Genomic DNA, 17,925 nt, shown 5'->3' with positions numbered 1-17,925 from the left:
TTTATGATATATAAATAAAATACATTATTAAATTAAATAATAACATATAATCTGATATTAAAAACATCTATATTTATTTTCAGAACGGAGTCCGAGTATAATAGGAAATTCAGTTATCCTTCGCCTATCTAATGGTATCGTTTCGCCCCTTATTCGACCCTGAGAGCAGGTAAGAGCAGTATGCCGCCGGTATGTTTACACAGTAAGTCCGTGTTTGACTCGGACTCACCACGGACTCATGCTGCTCTCACCGTGGATGCATTTCGAAGCTGATACGATCATGTCCCGAAGCAGCTGCGGACAAGTAGCCTAGCCGCAGCGGACACCAAATGTTTGCATATACCTGTCGTTATCACTTTTCTCAGCGACCTACAAAGTATATCAAATCCCGGAAAGCCATAATGAAAAATTTGTTTACAGCAAGTCGTATAAAAAATGTACAAGCGTAACTTTAAAAAAAAGACGCAGATTCCTGATGAATCTGCGTCTTTTTTATTGCCCTTACTATAAAGGCTGGCTCAAACTGTAAAAACGCGCTATAAGATGCGTCTTCGGGGAATATTGTGTCAGGGATTATTTTACATTTCCCATTAATTTCCGAACAACTGGAGACAATGCGATAAGTACGACACCGGCAATTAAAGAATACAGTCCCAATTGCTTATAACTTTCTGTATAAGTCATTAAGTTATCCGCTAATGAGCTTCCCGCTTTTGCTTCAGCCATACTCGCACCGATCAAACCTGCAACATATTGTCCATACGCGCTTGCCAGGAACCACATTCCCATCATAATACCCTGCAACCTTGCCGGGGATAGTTTCGTCATGATGGAGAGTCCGATTGGAGAAAGGCACAATTCCCCAATGGTAATAACCAACAGTGCAAGCGTAAAGATATCCAATGAGGTCATGCCATCGTGGGAAAACAGGCGTGTAGCAAAAAGTACGTAATAACCTAAGCCCAGAAAAACAAAGCCCAGGCCAAACTTGATAATGGTATTCGGTTCAAGCTTACGTCTTCCAAGCCAGATCCAGAATAGACCGAATAATGGCGCCAGCGCGATAATAAATAATGCACCGCCAGAATTATTCACGCCATTAGGATCGAGCGTCATTACACCAAGTAGAGAATCATTCAGGTGCTCGGCAGCGAAGATACTCAGCGAACCGCCGCTTTGTTCATATATACCCCAAAAGATAATGGAAAATAGGATGAATACCAGCGCAGCAATTAATTTGTTGCGTTCTTCCTTGGTCACTCTTGACATTTCATAGAAAAGATATAAGAGTGTCAAGGGTCCTATGGTATACATAAAGTAGTCCGTATATTGCGTTTTGGAGACCATGATCTGAATGACAGGTATGAAGATCAGGGTCAGCGCATATACAGCATATTCAACCCATTTCGGCAGAGCTTTCGTCTTTACAATAGCATCCGGATGCCCGGGCTGAAGTCCGATAGGTCCCAAATGTCTTTTGGTAAAGTGAAAATTGATCAAACTTGCCAACATCCCTATTGCGGCTAATCCAAAAGCAACATTCCAGCGGTGAGGCTCGGAGATAAACGAACTCAGCATATAACCTTTACCAATGGCGACACAAACATATCCCCCCAAAAATGCACCTAGGTTAATTCCGGCATAGAATAAGGAAAAACCACCGTCACGACGGCTATCCCCATCCCGGTAAAGCTCTCCCACCATTGTAGAAATATTGGGTTTAAAGAAACCCGTACCAATAATAATAAATGAGAGGCCAAAAAAGAAATACTGATGTGGATCTGCTGCGAGGAAAAGACTCCCTACAATCATCAATAAACCACCCCAAAAAAGTGATTTTCTAAAACCTAAAATTTTATCGGCAAAAAGTCCGCCGATAAATGTAAACGCATAGACAAATGCCTGGGTAGCGCCATATTGTAAATTAGCCTCTTTCTTTGCAAAGTCTAGCTCATTAATCATAAAGAACACCAACATGCCCCGCATGCCATAAAAGCAAAACCGTTCCCACATTTCCGAGAAAAATAAGCTCCAGATCTGCCTTGGGTACTTTCCCTTAAAATTTTGAATCTCCTCTAACGATTCGCGTGTACTCGCCTCCATACTGTATTTATTATTAATCAAAAAAGCTTCTTTCGTAAAAGAAGCTTATATAGTTATTATTTAATTCCGTGCATCAATCTTTTGATCAGAGGATTGAATAGTATCACTAACAATCCCGCGAAAGCTGGAATAGCTGTAAATAAAAAGAAAAAATGGCTCAATGAATATTCCTGCTGAATTGTTTCCACCTGCCCTCCCAATACCGCAGCAACCTTTTGCGCGATAGCAATAGCCAGATACCAGATACCGAACATAAAAGCCAACATCCGTGCCGGCACTAGTTTAGAAACATAAGATAAGCCAACTGGCGAGATAAACAATTCCCCCAGTGTATGAAATAGGTAAGTCAAAACAAGAAATACCATGGAGATCTTCACACCCGGCGCTACTCCCCATGAGCCCAGTCCGATAATCAGGAATCCGATCGCAACTAAGATCAACCCAAATCCATATTTAAATGCAGCCGAGGGATTATATTTAGACTCCCATATCTTAGATACGGTAGATGCCAGCGCAATGATAAAAAATGAATTGAGAATTGAAAACCAGGATACTTTGATTTCCGAAGCTTCTTTATTAAATTCCTGATAAAGCATCCAAATTGCCGCACCCCAGATCAGTCCAAAACAGACAAACAATACGATGTTGGAAATAGCAATCTTGTCCCAGGTTACTTTGGCCAGTTTTATTAGAACCCAGCTGATAATTGATAAAGGAACAACCGTTAATAAACCATTGACCACATTAAATGTTGTCAATGCCGTGCCTGTAAGTGCTCTATCGATATTATCACGTGCCACAATCACCAAGGAAGTCGCTCCCTGTTCGAAACTCATGAAAAAGAAGATAAGGAAAAACGCCAAAAGCATTACGGCAAACATTCTGTCCCTAACGGTTTTGTCGTAACGCAAAATCCGCGAAACAATGAGATAAATAAATAGGATCAATGCAATAATGACCATAATATACTGCCCTCTCAAAAAAGATGTATCCAGTCTGGCAAAGACATCGATAATCCCATTTTTCGACAATGGATCATTAAAGGCATATACAAAACCTATTATCGATACAATACCGATCAGCACATAGTCCTTTATCGTAAATGGATTTTTGGTATCCGTATCGGTCACGGTGGCTGCTTTCTTTTCGCCTACAACAGACTTGTCCAAAATACCGAGGTTGCCCATAAGCGGTTTTGCGAAAACAAACTGTAATGTCCCGAGCAGCATAAAGATACCCGCCAGGCCAAATCCCCAATGCCAACCATAGGTTTCGGCAATATAACCGCAGAGCATCATTCCGAAGAAAGCCCCCGCATTGACGCCCATATAAAATATGGTGTATGCGCCATCCTTCTTTTCAGGAAGGTCTTTATACATTTCGCCAAGGATTGAAGGCATGTTTGGTTTGAAAAAACCTGTTCCGATCACCAGGCAGATCAATCCCAAGAAAAACATGATTGCCGTATCAAAAGCCATTGCAGCATGTCCCAATGTCATGATTGCCGAACCGATAATAACCGCTTTTCGGGATCCAATGTATTTATCGGCAATGATCCCACCAAGTATGGGAGTCAGATAGAGCATCATGGCGTATGTCCCATACAAGGCCCCAGCTTGTTGTGCTGTCCAGGCCCAACCAGAGAATGGGCTTCCCTGTATGACCGCTGCAGTTAAAAATTGCATCAATAGGACACGCATTCCATAGAATGAGAAGCGTTCCCACATCTCCGTAAAGAAAAGTACAAACAGCCCTGAGCGCTGCCCCAGTACATTTGATTTAAAAAAATCATTCGACGGGCTAGTAGTTATATCCCCGTTTAATCTCCCCATAAGTAATCAACCTTTATTTTTATAAAATACTTACAAAGAAACAAAAACAAAATCACTTTTGGCCAAAATAAAGTTGCATAAACAAAAAAAGACAATCCCTTTGGATTGCCTTTTCAGTAACATTTTTAATATGCCCTATCTTTTGTGCAATTGTTCGTAAAGATCAATGACCTTTTTCTGAAGTTCGATCACTTCGCCATCACGTTGTTGCAGCTTTTGCGTTAACGCATTGACTTCATTGACATACTCTTTATCTTCTTCTGAATCCGAAGTAGATAATAGTTGAACAACTGTCAAATTGAATAATTTTGAGATTTGATTCAGGCGTGACAGATTCACATCTGTAATTCCTGTTTCAATTTTTGAAAATGCTGGGATTGAGATATCCAATCGTTTTGCAACATCCTCTTGACTCCACCCCTTTTGGTGTCTAAGTAATCTAATTTTTTTTCCTAATGCATTCATCTGGTAGATATTTTAAACAAAAATAGCAAATAAAAATTAATTTACATTAAATTATAATATTTTCTTTAAAAATCCCTAAAAAAACGATCAGCAAGCACCGAGAGATTAACCCCATTATAATTATTTAAACTCATAAGTAGTAAATTATAACCCCTGGACTTAACCCCATCTAAAAATGAATACAGCCCATCCAAACTCACAACAACCTCTAAATCAGGGTTATTAAAGCTCCGTTTGATATTCTCAGGAACGCGTTCAATATCCTTGTTCATTTCCTTACATGAATTGATATTCACGTAGACTACAGAGACATCCGATTCCCGCATGGAGTCCGCATATTGTAACAAAAAGGATGAATCTAAGCTATCATACGAGTTTAATTCAATAATTGTGACCAATTTCTGATTAGGAAATTGTTCTTTTACGGCATGAATACTTGACCTGACTTTATCTGCATTGCAGGCATAATCCTGATAGACCACCGATCCTTCCGAACTTGCCACAAACTCGAGATAACGAATAGAAGTATTGAAACTCTTTATGGCATCAAAGAAATCTTTCTTTTTGATTCCCAACCATTCACAGACCGTATAAGCACCTGCAATATTGGACAGATTATGTTTTCCAAATACCTGCAAAGGAACATCTCCATCAGCAGTATTCAGATAGGTAACTCCTTTATTGATTGTATATTCGGGAATTTTATAACCATGTCTGTTGATCTTACAATCTTTGGTATCCTGCAAAACCTTTTGGAGAACGGCATCTTCTTTATTATAGATCAGTGTTCCTTTGGGAGGTATGGAATCAATAAAATCTTCAAATTGTTTAATATATTCCTCTTGAGATATTTTGGAATTAAATTCATTCCATACGATACCCGAGATTAGCGCAATATTGGGTTTATAATACAAGAATTTGGACTTGGAATCAATTTTGGACGAAACATATTCATCTCCCTCGATAATAATAATCTTATTATGCTTGGTAATATCCACAAGTTTATCAAAGCCTCTTAATTGCGCCCCGACCAGGTAATCAAAATCTTTACCTAAGAAGCGCATGACGTGCATGACCATACTCGTAATCGTGGTTTTCCCATAGCTACCTGCAATAACCACACGGATTTTATCCTGTGAAAGTTCTTGTATAAACTCAGGAAAAGAATAGATTTTCAGGCCTAATTCCTGCGCCCTTTTTAATTCGGGATTGTCTGCTTGCGCATGTGCTCCTAAAATAACCGCATCAATATCTTCTGTCACCTTATCCGCAAACCATCCCAATTGATCTGGCAATAATCCAGCTTCGATAAGATGGGAACGGGAGGGCTCCACAATCTGATCATCAGATCCAGTAATCTGGTGCCCCTGCTTTGCCAAAGAAATGGCAAGGTTGTGCATCACACTACCACCTATCGCTATAAAATGAATACGCATCGCTCTATTACCGTTTCACAAACTTGGCTGCACACCAATTATTTAAAACTTTATTGGAGATAAATTCAAAACCTAAAGACTCAGCTGTATCACGTAACATCGCCAAATCTTCCTGTTCATAGAATCCGCTTAAGTACAACTCTCCATTTATATTGATACTTAAAGCGTATTGGGGCAGTTGTTCCAATAGAATATTCCGATTGATATTTGCTAAGATAGTATCAAAAACACGGCCTTTTAAAACCTCAAAAGAGCCACAGATAGCCTCGATATTGGTTACTGTATTAAGCGCGCTATTTTCGATCACACTGTCCACGCAGATTTCATCGTAATCTACTGCCAATAAAGCATCAGCCCCTTTTTTTGAAGCCAGGATCGCCAGGATCCCCGTACCACAGCCCATGTCCAGGACCTGTTTACCCTCAAAATCATTTTCCAGAATATACTGTAGCATCATCGATGTCGTCTGATGGTGCCCTGTACCGAAGGACATTTTGGGGTCAATGATTATTTCATAGGGAAAATCAGGCCTTGCCTCATGAAATGTAGCACGAACATAGCATTGTCCACCGACTTCGATGGGATTAAAATTACTCTCCCAGAGCTTATTCCAATTCTGATTTTCAATTTCCTGGACTTTATAGCTTACTTCAAGTCCTTCATCAAGATGTAGCATTAATGTTTCTAATGCCTGCAAATCTAGATTTGCAGCTGGAATATAAGCTGCAAATCCAGATTCGGTATCTTCAAACGTATCAAAGCCGATGTCTGCCAAATCAGATACCAATAGATCTTTTTGCCATTCCTCGCCCGATAGCATTTGAAAGATAACCTCTATGTATTTCATTTCTAAAAATTAGCCGTTAAACACTTTGGCAATATCAATAAAATCTCTCGATTTCAAAGAAGCTCCTCCAATCAAACCACCATCGATATCTGCTTGTGCAAACAGATCTTTTGCATTACCCGGATTACAAGAACCACCATACAGAATACTTGTGTTATCCGCTGTTTCCTGGCCATATTTCTCTGCGACAACCTGACGGATAAATTGATGAACTTCCTGTGCCTGCTCCGGACTAGCCGTAAGACCCGTGCCGATCGCCCAAACTGGCTCATAAGCCAATACCACTGTAGCGAAAGCTTCATTGGACAGATGGAACAATCCAGCAGTCAATTGTGTTTTAATTATTTCAAAGAAATCACCGGACTCGCGCTCTTCTTTGGTTTCTCCAATACAAAATATCGGCGTCAGGCCATGTTTCAAAGCGATATCTACTTTCGCAGCCAACAAAGCGTCTGTTTCTCCAAAATAAGCACGTCTTTCAGAGTGACCTAAGATCACATGTGAAGCACCGACCGATTTTACCTGTCCTGCTGAAATCTCACCAGTGTAAGCTCCAGACTCCGCCTGATGAATATTTTGTGCACCGATATTCACGTTAGCCACATTCTTGGAAAGTTGCCCAAGACTTGACAAGTGAATGAAAGGGCTGCAAACAACCAGTTCCTGATTTCCAATAACTTCATCTTTGGCCATATTGATAATTTCAGAGAATAAACTTAATCCGGATTGATAGTCTAAATTCATTTTCCAATTACCAGCTACGATTTTCTTACGCATGATTTTTACGATTTAATTATATTTTTTGTTAAGTTGATTCAATTCCCTTGTGAGCCTTTCCGGCAGTTCCTCATTTTTGGACATATATAGCGTTTCCAGGTACTCCATAAACTTGTCAAAGTTATAGATCTGTGTATCCCCATTGAACAGCCAGGCAAACGACGGTACAAATTTAGCATAAAAACTTGTATCTGCCAGCATACTTGCAATTCCAATTACGGTTCCGGTATTAAAAGACGAGTTAATCCCCGTCCTTGTATAGTCACCTATAAAAACACCACACTTTAATAAGCCTGTATCCCTAAAGTCTTCGAGGCTATAATCATAAATTGATACCGTTTTTAGATTGTTTTTAAGATTCGAATTGGAGGTCCCGGCACCAAGATTACACCAGTCCCCTATGACCGAGCAGCCAAGATAACCATGATGTCCTTTTGCGGAAAAGTCCCCGATAACGGAATTTCCGACCTCACCTCCGACAACACTTTGTTTTCCCACGGACACATTGCCATAGATCGTTGCACCCATTTTTACGACAGCTCCTTTTCCCAGATAGAGTGGCCCCCGCAGATGAGCCCCCTCCATAATCGTGGCTCCCTCGTCAATGTAAATAGGACCAGTAGTCGAGTTGAGTGTCGCACATTCCATCGAGACCTGTTCAGCGACGTAAATATCTGTCCCCAGCAACTGGTTTGTGGGAGAGATAGCCTCAACGGCTGTCTTTTTTGCCAACAGGTTGAAATCATGTACAATTTCCGCTCCCGTTAATACAAAAAGATCCTCCACGCCTTTCAACAAAGAGATGCTATCATCTGCATCCTTTGACTTCAAAGCCCCCGCTGTATGATACCGCCAGGCAATGATCATTTCACCCTGTCGCAGGATATCGCCTTCCTCCATCGCCAATACAGCCTGTAACAGCAGCTCAGAAGGTACAACATGCTTGGTCACCCAAACAGCTCCTTCCTCACAACTATTGCCCTCGGCAAGCTCCAGATTGAACGCGGAAGCCAACCTATGCCATTTCTCCCTTAAGGTGAGAATACCGACACGTAAGTCTAGACAGGATTTAACGAAGGTAAAAGGATATAAACTCTTTTTATCAAAAGAAGTCAGCGGGAAAGTGAGCGTATCCAACGATCGGATAGCATCAAAACAATCTACAAAAAAGATTTTCACAAAATAAAAATAACAAAAAAAACCCGACAAATAACATTTATCGAGTTCTTAATATTGTAATATACAGATCTGCTACAATTATTTTTTGTTGTAACGGCTACGGAATTTGTCGATACGTCCAGCAGTATCAACCAATTTCATTTTACCTGTATAGAAAGGGTGTGATGTATGAGAAATCTCTAATTTTACAACTGGGTACTCATTACCATCTTCCCACTGAATAGTCTCTTTCGTGTCAACACAAGATTTAGTAATAAAAGCATAGTCGTTTGACATATCTTTAAATACAACTAATCTGTAATTTGAAGGATGCAAATCTTTTTTCATTATTATTATGATTACGTATATTCAATTATTGAGGTGCAAAGATAATTTATAAAAATGTAATTTGCAACAATTGCAAAGAATAATTCACTGAATTTTTCCACACTTTCAGTTATCGGCACTTAAACATTTACAAATGTAACAATCTTTATTTATCCCCCAAGAATTATTTTGTTTTCCAACTTTTTTCGCTTAACTTAACTTACTACAATTAAATCATTTACATAATTATGAGCAAATTAGATGAAAAAATTGCTGCATATACTGCAGAATCAAAAAAACTAGGGTTATCACTCGATGATGCGTTTATTGCAAAAGTGACAAAAGGGATGGGACCATCCATTTACAATGCAGATTCAGAAACTATTGCAGCGTCAGATCCCGAAGAGCTTAAACGTGTCAAGCAAAATTTTCTGATCAAAAAATTAGGGCTCAAAGATGGTCCTGATTTAGACAAAGCATTAGAAGAAGTTATTACCACTATTGGTAAATCCAATAAAAATAAATACCGTGTTTTGGTGTATGCTTTATTGGCAAAAAAATTCAAAAAAGAATCTGTTTACCAATAAGCAACAACATTTTATTAATCCAACTTCTATCCAAAAATCAGTTCGCCAAAAAACTGAGGTAAATGGAAATTAGGAGTTGGATTATCTACTTTACTCCAGGAGAGAAAATGGGGATTTTTTAGGTTATCTCCGCACTTGTAAAAGTTTCCATGTATTTTCTTCCCTTTCAGCTCACTTGTATCATTAAATTTAAAGACTGCCAATGGAATCACCTGGATCATGTTCCAGCGTCTGTCTGTACCACTATGCCGTTCGATCATGGAAAATACCTGTACCGTTTCAATCTCTGCTGCACTGAGTCTATTTCGCGTTGCTTTATCCGGTGATCCATAACCGATCAGTCCAGTCCCTATCAAATTAAACTCAATATTATAATAATGCTTAGGATCATCAAACGAAACGAAAAACTCTACGCAACTATCCTCCCAAACATTTTGATTCGTTTCCGCGTAATTTCCACGCAATTGCTCCTCAGCGACATCAAACTGTAACAACAAAGCATTTTGAGTGTAACCAATTTTAAATTGCACCTGCGGCTTATAAGGATACGACTCGCTCCAGTTACTATGCTCCAATATATTCCACTCCAAATCTTTTAAAAGATCCGAAAGCTGATTAAAATTGTGACTGCCGGTTAAATCTGATGCAATGGGCAGAATGGTTAGTTTATTCATATACAGTAAAGTTAAGAAAAAGAAGCTTCATCATCAGATGGAAGCTTCTCAACATATTAAAGGTATAAAATCGTTAAATACAATCAAAAATTACCTTTCGCATAAATTCTTCATTCTTTTCCATCTCTTCCACCAATTTTAGCTGCGTATTGGTACGTACCAAATTATGTTCGTCATATTTGGTTTTATAGTAATGGTCTCCCTCAATGTAATCGGTCAGGAAGCGTACACCTTGCATATAAGGTAATAAAAATGCGCCATCGACCAGCGTTTCTTTTTCCGCTGTGGTCAAAAACTCGTTTGCTTCTTCCAGATAGCCTTCTGCATAGGCCTTGTACAATGATAGGTTCAGCACGATTTTCGATATATCCTTTTCATCTTCGGCTACGGGATTAATAATGGTACGTATGGCATCTCCAAAATCATAGGCAACGTACCCTGGCATAACAGTATCCAGGTCGATCACACATTGCATTTTATCATGGACATCAAGTAATACATTATTAAATTTTGTATCGTTATGTGTGATACGCAAGGGCAATGCACCTTTATTTCCCAAATCCAGGATTGTCTTCATACGGTCTTCACGGCTAAAGATAAAATCCAGTTTATCCTTTACCTGTTCCACACGTTGGCAGACGTCTTGCGCAATCGCTTTTCGAAGATTATTAAGTCGGAATTCTACGTTATGAAAATTAGGCAGTACTTCAACAATACGGGAAGCATCCAGGTCAGAAAGCTGTTTCTGGAACAGTCCAAAAGCACGTCCACCTTCTGCCGCCTGCACTTCTGTTTCCACAATATCATAACTCTTTGTATCCTCAATCAGGATAAACATACGCCAGTAATTCCCCTCGCTGTCCTTCGTATATAACTTGCCTTCCAGTGTAGGAATAATCGTCAGGACATGGTCACTGACCCGCTTGCCTTCGGCAACTTTTACTTTTTTACTGAGATGTTTTGTTACGATTTCAATATTATGCATCAAGCCTTCAACATTTGGAAATACATGATGGTTAATGCGTTGCAATAAATGCGATATCCCGCTATTTATGGAGGTAGTTACACGATAAGTATCATTGATATGACCAGAACCAAAAGGCTGCACTGAAATGATATCTCCTTCTAATGTGAATTGTTTTGCTGCGTTCTCTACTACTAATTGGTTAAAATCAGACATTAAACTATGTTTTTAAATCATCAATGTGCTTGCAATATCACAAATTGAATTAATAAATGATAATTTTTATTTCAATCAAACGTTTGCATGAAATTTAATAAATTTAAACAATCGTTTGCACTTTCTTTTATAGCAAATGAAATAATATATTTGTTGATAAGAGCCAGCCACATAGCTGATTCTTCACTAAGATAAATAACTAATATACAAACTCCTCATATCTCAAAACAATGGATAGAAGAAATTTCATTAAGTCAACTGCCATCACTACCGCTGGACTAGGCGTTCTTTCAAGTACTGACTTATTCGCCCAAACAAACGGGAAAATCAAAATCGGCTTTATCGGGGTAGGTCTTCGTGGACGGAATCACGTTCAGATCGCCTTAAACAGAGACGATCTAGAAATTGTGGCCGTATGTGATACACAAGAAGAATCACTTGCGCAATGCCGTAAACAGTTCAATGCGAAAGGCACCAAACTTCCGAAAGAGTATACAGGAGGTGTCGATGCTTACAAAAAAATGTTGAGCAGCGAAAAATTAGATGCTGTTATCATCGCAACACCTTGGCAATTTCACAAAGACCAAGCTATTGATGCCATGAAAGCAGGTTTATATGTAGGCTGTGAAGTTATCGCCGGCTTAACCGTACAAGATCACTGGGATGTGGTAAAGGCTTCTGAAGAAACCGGAAAACCTTACATGACATTGGAAAATGTTGCTTTCCGCCGCGACGTACTTGCTGTACTAAATATGCACAGACAAGGTTTATTCGGTGAATTATTACACCTTGAAGGTGGTTACCAACATGATTTACGTGAAGTTTTATTCAATGATGGCAAGAGTTACTATGGCCATGGTGTTGAATACGGGCCTAAAGCCCTTTCTGAGGCGCAATGGCGTACACAGTTCAACATTGACCAGGATGGTGACCTTTATCCGACCCACGGCTTAGGCCCGATCATGCAGTTTGTTGATATCAACAAAGGCAATAGATTTACGCATATTACATCTTACTCAAGTAAAGCGCGTGGCCTAGCGGCTTATGTCAACAAAGTATCGCCTGGACACCCAAACAGTAAGTTAAACTATAAAAACGGGGATATCACTCAAACCATGCTGCAATGTGCAAATGGTGAAACCATGTTGTTAACACACGATACGCATTTGCCAAGACCCTATTCGATCGGTTTCCGTGTACAGGGAACGGAAGGTATCTGGATGGATGTCGCTAAAGGTATCCACATCGAAGGAAAATCAAAACCACATACATGGGATCCAGCAGACGAATGGGTTAAAAAATATGATCACCCGATCTGGAAAAAATACGAAGAATTAGCGACAGGTTCAGGCCACGGTGGTATGGACTGGTTTGTATTCAATGCATTTATCCAAGCTGTAAAACAAAAAGTTCAAACGCCAATTGACGTTTATGACTCAGTAACGATGAGTGCGGTATTCCCACTTTCTACGGAATCGATCAAAAAAGGTAATAAAACTTTGGAGTTTCCGGATTTCACAAAAGGAAAATGGAAAACAAAGAAAAACACCTTCATGCTTGACGATAGCGGCATGTAATCATAAAAAAGTATAAACCAAAGAAGCTGTATCCCGAAAAGATACAGCTTTTTTCGTTAGGCCATTTAATATAATCCCAATAGTTCTACCATTTAGGCCACCTTTTTCTTAAATTAGCTTTCACAAACAATTTTTCCATAACGTTATGCTCACCGAAGCAATTATAATCTTAGTACTCATCATCTTAAATGGAATCCTTTCTGCTTCCGAAATTTCAATCGTTTCCAGTAGAAAAGCCCGCTTACAGGCCGAGAGCGACAAGGACAATCCTGCCGCCAAGATTGCATTACATCTCAAAGAATCACCCAATAGTTTTCTATCGACCGTACAGATAGGCATCACCTTAATTGGCATCTTAACAGGTTTCTTTTCAGGCGGCAGCATTTCAACTTATCTGATTGAGGTTTTTAATCAATCGAGTATACTCGCCCCCTATAGCCAGCAGTTGGCCGTCATTTTGGTGGTATTCATCATAACTTATTTCTCGTTGGTTCTTGGCGAACTGGTACCAAAACGCATCGGAATGGCTATTCCCGAAAAATATGCCATGCTCATTGCTTACCCAATGAATTTGCTCAGCAAGATTGTCAGACCGTTTGTCTGGCTATTGAGTGCTTCTACAGAATTTATTGTCAAGATACTCAATATCAAAAGCACGGGAAACAGTGTAACCGAAGAAGAGATCAAGGCATTAGTGGATGAGGGGGTAGATAGTGGTGTGATTGAAGGCATTGAACATGATATCGTGGATCGTCTCCTCAGTCTGGGCGACAAGAAAGCCATCAATCTGATGACCCACCGCAAGAATATTGTTTTTCTTGATCTGGAAGACAGTTTTGAGGAAAATAGGCAGATTATCCTGGACAATGATCATTCCATTTACCCCGTCTGCGAAGGTGGGCTCGACAATATCAAAGGTGTAGTCCATGTCAAATCCTTGCTCAGACAATGTTTTGAAAACAAACCTTTCGACCTTCGGAAGCTCCTACTTCCGATCAAATTTGTCAATGAATTCAGCTCTTCCTATAGCATTATGAATACATTGCGAACATCTCAGGTACATCAGGCGGTTGTCATCGACGAATACGGCTCCCCACAGGGTATAATAACATTGCGTGATATTGTAGGCGATTTAGTTGGTAATATTACCGAAAGCGATATTAGCATACGTCCAACAATCCGTCAACTGGAAAGTGGCGATTATATTGTCGATGGGCAGTATCAGATCGAGGATCTTCTGGATGAATTTGAAATAGGCCTTTCGGAAGAAGACGAGGACGACATCAACAATGTCACGACTGTAGGTGGATTGGTTTTCTTACTCTTGGACCACGTCCCAGAGGAGGGCGAACGTGTACGCTTCAAAAACATGGTTTTTGAAGTATTGGATATGGATGGTAATCGTATTGATAAGCTTTTATTAAAAATAGAGGAATAAAAGAATGTTATCCGATTTCAGTTATACACAAAGGGCCGATCAGTACTGATCGGCCCTTTGTGTATAATTATTTTAGATGAGTTTATCTAATTGATACCATGCATCATCTTTTTCAAGATTGGATTGAAAACAATCAATAATAGTGCGGTCACGCCTGGAACAATGGCAAAAATCATAAAGAAATAAGCCATCGAGTGCTCAGCAGTAATTTTATCGATATACGAACCTAAAAATCCACCAATGAAATTAGCGATAGCTGAGGCACAAAACCAACAGCCAAAAAGCAAGCCTAAAAACTTCTTTGGCGAGAGTTTACTGACATAGGAAAGTCCTACCGGAGATAGACAAAGTTCTCCAGCTGAGTGGAAAAAATAGGCGATAACAAGCCAGATCATGCTAACTGAGGCAGTTTTCGCTCCCTGTGGAATATCACTTGCGCCATAAGCCAACGCAGCGAAGCCAATTCCGACCAAGATCAGGCCCAAAGCAAACTTCACCGGTCCTGAAGGGTTCCAGATTTTTTCCCAGAATTTACTGAAGGATGAGGCCAACGAAATAATAAAAAATGCATTCAATATCTGGAACCAGGAAGCGCCAACTTCGGAACCGGTTATACCAATCTCACGAAACACTTTCCACAGTCCCAAGCCCCAAATAATTCCAAAGGAAATCGCTGTGAACAAAATGGTCAAACGAAATTGTTTATAAATCTTTCTCGCAAGCGCGGTCAATACTATGGTTACAATAATAATGGGAGCGATCGTTAATATTGTATCTATCCATTTAAAGGCAACAGCTGAATCCCCCGACAACACACGTTGTGTATAATCTTTGGCAAAAATAGACATCGACCCTCCTGCCTGCTCAAAAGACAAAAAGAATACGATACTAGCGAGCATGAAAATTGTAACGACAACAAGACGGTCTCTCACAACATTTCTAGGGATAATCTCATCAACTTCCTCATTATTTTTAACCTTTGCGTCGTGATGCGCCTGTAGAGCCTTAGGTGTGTCGCCAATAATTCCAAATATTTTTTGACCAAAGTAGAATTGTAACATTCCAAAGAACATAAATACCCCCGCTAATCCAAATCCATAGTGCCAACCGATCTTCTCCCCAATATAACCGCACAAAAGCATCCCTAGAAATGAGCCAGCGTTAATACCCATATAGAAAATAGTATAACCCGCATCTTTCTTCGCACTTTTATCGGGGTATAAGTTTCCAACCATAGAAGAAATATTCGGTTTAAACATTCCATTTCCCAAGATCATCAAAAGCAGACCTAAGAAGAAGAAGCCTGAATTGACAGCCTCAAATGCCATAGATAAGTGACCTAGCGTCATAATTAAAGCACCGATCAGAATAGCCTTTTTAAAACCGGTCAATTTATCCGCAATCATACCACCGATCAACGGAGTCAAATAAACAAAACCTGTATATGCGCCATACAATTTCATGGCGCGTTCATTGCTCCATTCCCAGCCTCCGTCAGCGATCGTACTGATTAAGAACAACGTCAGCAACGCACGCATACCGTAATAGCTAAAACGCTCCCACATCTCCGTAAAGAATAGCACAAATAATCCGGCAGGATGCCCATTTACCATCTTGTCATCTATCCCCTGCTTGGCCAGATGTGCTACAAGAACTTGATCTTTTTCTTGATTCATATAATTTCAATAATTGTTTTATAACTCAGGTTTTGTTTTTAATTTGATAAAAATCGCTTGAAGATACACTATTTTTCTATGAATTAGTCAATACCATGCATCATCTTTTTTATTTTTTTATTTCCCAGCAGTAGAAATACAGCCGCTATCATAGGTATGATCGTAAACACGGCAAAGAAAAACGACATGGAATGTGATTCGGTGATCTTATCGATGTATGAGCCAATAAATCCACCAATAAAATTAGCGATGGCATTGGCACAAAACCAAAAGCCAAATAGCAGGCCCAGGAATTTCTTTGGCGACAATTTACTCACATACGATAAACCTACCGGACCAATACACAACTCTCCCACCGTATGGAAAAAGTAAGCTAAAACCAACCAGATCATACTGACCGAAGCGGTCTTCGCTCCCGTTGGAATCTCAGCACTACCTATTGCCAGGGCAGCAAAACCAACACCAACCAACGTTAGGCCCATCGCAAACTTAATCGGACCGGAAGGATTCCATACACGCTCCCAGATCTTGCTGAAAGAAGTGGCCAGTGTAATGATAAAGAACGAATTGAGCATTGGGAACCAAGAAACGGTCACTTCCGAATTCATACCATGATATTCACGGTAAACCTTCCATAAACACAAAGACCAGATCATCACAAATGAGATACTGGAGCAGAGTATGATCATAGGATACTTTCGGACTATTTTTTTCGCCAAGACAAATAACACGGCGGTAATCACAACAATAGGCACAATCGTTAACGCAGAATCTGCCCATTTGAAAATGGTCGCAGCCTCACCGCTTAATACGCGTTGGGTATAGTTTTTGGCAAATATGGTCATCGAACCTCCAGCCTGCTCAAAAGCCAAATGGAATACAATACTTGAAAACATAAAGATCGCGATAACCAATAGCCGGTCACGAACGATATGCTTTGGATGTTCGTCTTCCTGTCCCTGCTCCGCCAAAACTATATTTTCCTTTTCTGGTGTATTGCCTATTTTTCCGAAGATGCGTTGGGCAAAATAAAATTGCAACATCCCTAAAAACATAAATATACCCGCAAGTCCAAAACCATAGTGCCATCCGATTTTCTCACCGATGTAACCGCATAACATCATACCCAAGAAGGCTCCACCGTTGATCCCCATGTAAAAAATCGTATATCCAGCATCTTTTTTGCCACCTTTATCGGGATACAATTTCCCCACCATCGAAGAGATATTGGGTTTAAAAAGGCCATTTCCCAGAACAATAAGCACAAGTCCCCCGAGAAAGAAGTTTTTATTGAACCCCTCCATAGCCATAGCAATATGGCCTAAGGTCATAATGATCGCTCCCACCATAATGGACTTCTTATAGCCTGTCAGACGATCCGCAATAATTCCGCCGAATAAAGGTGTCAAAAAGACCATCCCTGTATAAAGCCCATACAACTTCATGGCCTCCGAATTTGTCCAGCCCCAGCCATGCTGCGCAATTGTCGAAACCAAGAAGTTTACCAATAATGCACGCATGCCATAGTAACTAAAGCGTTCCCACATCTCGGTAAAAAACAAGACAAATAACCCAGCGGGATGCCCTTTCACCAATACTCGTTCAGCGCCCACCTGGTTTAAGTGCGCTTCCAGAACAGCATCTTTTTCAAAATTCATGTTTTTCTAATCGTTATTTTTCAATATCAGGTAGTGTGATTTCAATTTATCCATTGTTTATCCAGACCAGATCGTCCTATGTTCATAGTTCGATAACGTAGATACTGCAATCAAATCGGTTGACAAAATAATATGGACAAAATTTAGATTTACCTCAATAGGATATCGCCTATCGATTAAATTTTCGGTT

15 protein-coding genes are annotated in these 17,925 nt (G+C 39.9%); 3 read left to right on the top strand and 12 right to left on the bottom strand.

Features of this window, described 5'->3' with window-relative positions:
* Positions 1 to 573: 573 nt before the first annotated feature.
* The 8 genes from ABDW32_RS17525 to ABDW32_RS17490 all read right to left on the bottom strand — a co-directional run bounded on the left by ABDW32_RS17525 (position 574) and on the right by ABDW32_RS17490 (position 8,966).
* The gene (locus tag ABDW32_RS17525; RefSeq protein WP_343564706.1) at positions 574 to 2,103 is read right to left on the bottom strand and encodes a peptide MFS transporter; all 1,530 of its coding nucleotides are present in this window, start codon (positions 2,101 to 2,103) and stop codon (positions 574 to 576) included.
* Positions 2,104 to 2,159: 56 nt separating this feature from the next.
* Positions 2,160 to 3,935, bottom strand: coding sequence for a peptide MFS transporter (locus tag ABDW32_RS17520; protein ID WP_343564704.1), 1,776 nt, complete (start codon positions 3,933 to 3,935; stop codon positions 2,160 to 2,162).
* Positions 3,936 to 4,070: 135 nt separating this feature from the next.
* On the bottom strand, positions 4,071 to 4,400 hold the full coding sequence (locus ABDW32_RS17515) for a helix-turn-helix transcriptional regulator (protein WP_070566095.1): 330 nt from the start codon (positions 4,398 to 4,400) through the stop codon (positions 4,071 to 4,073).
* A 65-nt stretch (positions 4,401 to 4,465) separates the two neighbouring features.
* Positions 4,466 to 5,836, bottom strand: coding sequence for a Mur ligase domain-containing protein (locus tag ABDW32_RS17510; protein WP_343564702.1), 1,371 nt, complete (start codon positions 5,834 to 5,836; stop codon positions 4,466 to 4,468).
* Positions 5,837 to 5,843: 7 nt separating this feature from the next.
* Positions 5,844 to 6,683, bottom strand: coding sequence for a 50S ribosomal protein L11 methyltransferase (gene prmA / locus ABDW32_RS17505; protein ID WP_343564700.1), 840 nt, complete (start codon positions 6,681 to 6,683; stop codon positions 5,844 to 5,846).
* A gap of 9 nt (positions 6,684 to 6,692) precedes the next feature.
* The gene (gene tpiA, locus ABDW32_RS17500) at positions 6,693 to 7,460 is read right to left on the bottom strand and encodes a triose-phosphate isomerase (protein WP_077437476.1); all 768 of its coding nucleotides are present in this window, start codon (positions 7,458 to 7,460) and stop codon (positions 6,693 to 6,695) included.
* A gap of 12 nt (positions 7,461 to 7,472) precedes the next feature.
* On the bottom strand, positions 7,473 to 8,639 hold the full coding sequence (locus ABDW32_RS17495; RefSeq protein WP_343564697.1) for a putative sugar nucleotidyl transferase: 1,167 nt from the start codon (positions 8,637 to 8,639) through the stop codon (positions 7,473 to 7,475).
* A gap of 78 nt (positions 8,640 to 8,717) precedes the next feature.
* The gene (locus ABDW32_RS17490) at positions 8,718 to 8,966 is read right to left on the bottom strand and encodes a type B 50S ribosomal protein L31 (RefSeq protein WP_077437478.1); all 249 of its coding nucleotides are present in this window, start codon (positions 8,964 to 8,966) and stop codon (positions 8,718 to 8,720) included.
* Positions 8,967 to 9,193: 227 nt separating this feature from the next.
* Between ABDW32_RS17490 and ABDW32_RS17485 the strand changes: the two genes are divergently transcribed.
* On the top strand, positions 9,194 to 9,532 hold the full coding sequence (locus tag ABDW32_RS17485) for a DUF2853 family protein (protein WP_077437479.1): 339 nt from the start codon (positions 9,194 to 9,196) through the stop codon (positions 9,530 to 9,532).
* Between the two features lie 26 nt (positions 9,533 to 9,558).
* Here the strand turns inward: ABDW32_RS17485 and ABDW32_RS17480 are convergent, their stop codons facing one another.
* Entirely contained in the window at positions 9,559 to 10,206 is a 648-nt protein-coding gene (locus ABDW32_RS17480) for a carbohydrate-binding family 9-like protein (RefSeq protein ID WP_343564694.1), read from the bottom strand.
* A 73-nt stretch (positions 10,207 to 10,279) separates the two neighbouring features.
* Entirely contained in the window at positions 10,280 to 11,386 is a 1,107-nt protein-coding gene (locus ABDW32_RS17475) for an aminoglycoside phosphotransferase family protein (protein ID WP_077437481.1), read from the bottom strand.
* Positions 11,387 to 11,616: 230 nt separating this feature from the next.
* Between ABDW32_RS17475 and ABDW32_RS17470 the strand changes: the two genes are divergently transcribed.
* A complete protein-coding gene (locus tag ABDW32_RS17470; protein WP_077437482.1) occupies positions 11,617 to 12,963 on the top strand; it encodes a Gfo/Idh/MocA family oxidoreductase in 1,347 nt (448 codons plus the stop codon).
* Positions 12,964 to 13,108: 145 nt separating this feature from the next.
* Positions 13,109 to 14,401, top strand: a complete 1,293-nt coding sequence (locus tag ABDW32_RS17465) for a hemolysin family protein (RefSeq protein ID WP_343564688.1) — start codon at positions 13,109 to 13,111, stop codon at positions 14,399 to 14,401.
* 86 nt (positions 14,402 to 14,487) lie between these two features.
* Here the strand turns inward: ABDW32_RS17465 and ABDW32_RS17460 are convergent, their stop codons facing one another.
* Positions 14,488 to 16,077, bottom strand: a complete 1,590-nt coding sequence (locus tag ABDW32_RS17460) for a peptide MFS transporter (RefSeq protein ID WP_343564686.1) — start codon at positions 16,075 to 16,077, stop codon at positions 14,488 to 14,490.
* An 83-nt stretch (positions 16,078 to 16,160) separates the two neighbouring features.
* Complete coding sequence (locus ABDW32_RS17455) at positions 16,161 to 17,735, bottom strand: peptide MFS transporter (protein ID WP_343564684.1); 1,575 nt, start codon at positions 17,733 to 17,735, stop codon at positions 16,161 to 16,163.
* Positions 17,736 to 17,925 lie beyond the last annotated feature (190 nt).

It is taken from the genome of Sphingobacterium sp., from assembly GCF_039596235.1.
Classification (GTDB): domain Bacteria; phylum Bacteroidota; class Bacteroidia; order Sphingobacteriales; family Sphingobacteriaceae; genus Sphingobacterium.
This window is presented reverse-complemented; position numbering and strand designations above follow the sequence as displayed.

What these genes read in the sequence shown, in the direction of transcription:
- ABDW32_RS17525 (WP_343564706.1), bottom strand. Translation starts at nt 2,103, where the DNA reads ATGGAGGCGAGTACACGCGAATCGTTAGAGGAGATTCAAAATTTTAAG.
- ABDW32_RS17520 (WP_343564704.1), bottom strand. Translation starts at nt 3,935, where the DNA reads ATGGGGAGATTAAACGGGGATATAACTACTAGCCCGTCGAATGATTTT.
- ABDW32_RS17515 (WP_070566095.1), bottom strand. Translation starts at nt 4,400, where the DNA reads ATGAATGCATTAGGAAAAAAAATTAGATTACTTAGACACCAAAAGGGG.
- ABDW32_RS17510 (WP_343564702.1), bottom strand. Translation starts at nt 5,836, where the DNA reads ATGCGTATTCATTTTATAGCGATAGGTGGTAGTGTGATGCACAACCTT.
- prmA (WP_343564700.1), bottom strand. Translation starts at nt 6,683, where the DNA reads ATGAAATACATAGAGGTTATCTTTCAAATGCTATCGGGCGAGGAATGG.
- tpiA (WP_077437476.1), bottom strand. Translation starts at nt 7,460, where the DNA reads ATGCGTAAGAAAATCGTAGCTGGTAATTGGAAAATGAATTTAGACTAT.
- ABDW32_RS17490 (WP_077437478.1), bottom strand. Translation starts at nt 8,966, where the DNA reads ATGAAAAAAGATTTGCATCCTTCAAATTACAGATTAGTTGTATTTAAA.
- ABDW32_RS17485 (WP_077437479.1), top strand. Translation starts at nt 9,194, where the DNA reads ATGAGCAAATTAGATGAAAAAATTGCTGCATATACTGCAGAATCAAAA.
- ABDW32_RS17480 (WP_343564694.1), bottom strand. Translation starts at nt 10,206, where the DNA reads ATGAATAAACTAACCATTCTGCCCATTGCATCAGATTTAACCGGCAGT.
- ABDW32_RS17475 (WP_077437481.1), bottom strand. Translation starts at nt 11,386, where the DNA reads ATGTCTGATTTTAACCAATTAGTAGTAGAGAACGCAGCAAAACAATTC.
- ABDW32_RS17470 (WP_077437482.1), top strand. Translation starts at nt 11,617, where the DNA reads ATGGATAGAAGAAATTTCATTAAGTCAACTGCCATCACTACCGCTGGA.
- ABDW32_RS17465 (WP_343564688.1), top strand. Translation starts at nt 13,109, where the DNA reads ATGCTCACCGAAGCAATTATAATCTTAGTACTCATCATCTTAAATGGA.
- ABDW32_RS17460 (WP_343564686.1), bottom strand. Translation starts at nt 16,077, where the DNA reads ATGAATCAAGAAAAAGATCAAGTTCTTGTAGCACATCTGGCCAAGCAG.
- ABDW32_RS17455 (WP_343564684.1), bottom strand. Translation starts at nt 17,735, where the DNA reads ATGAATTTTGAAAAAGATGCTGTTCTGGAAGCGCACTTAAACCAGGTG.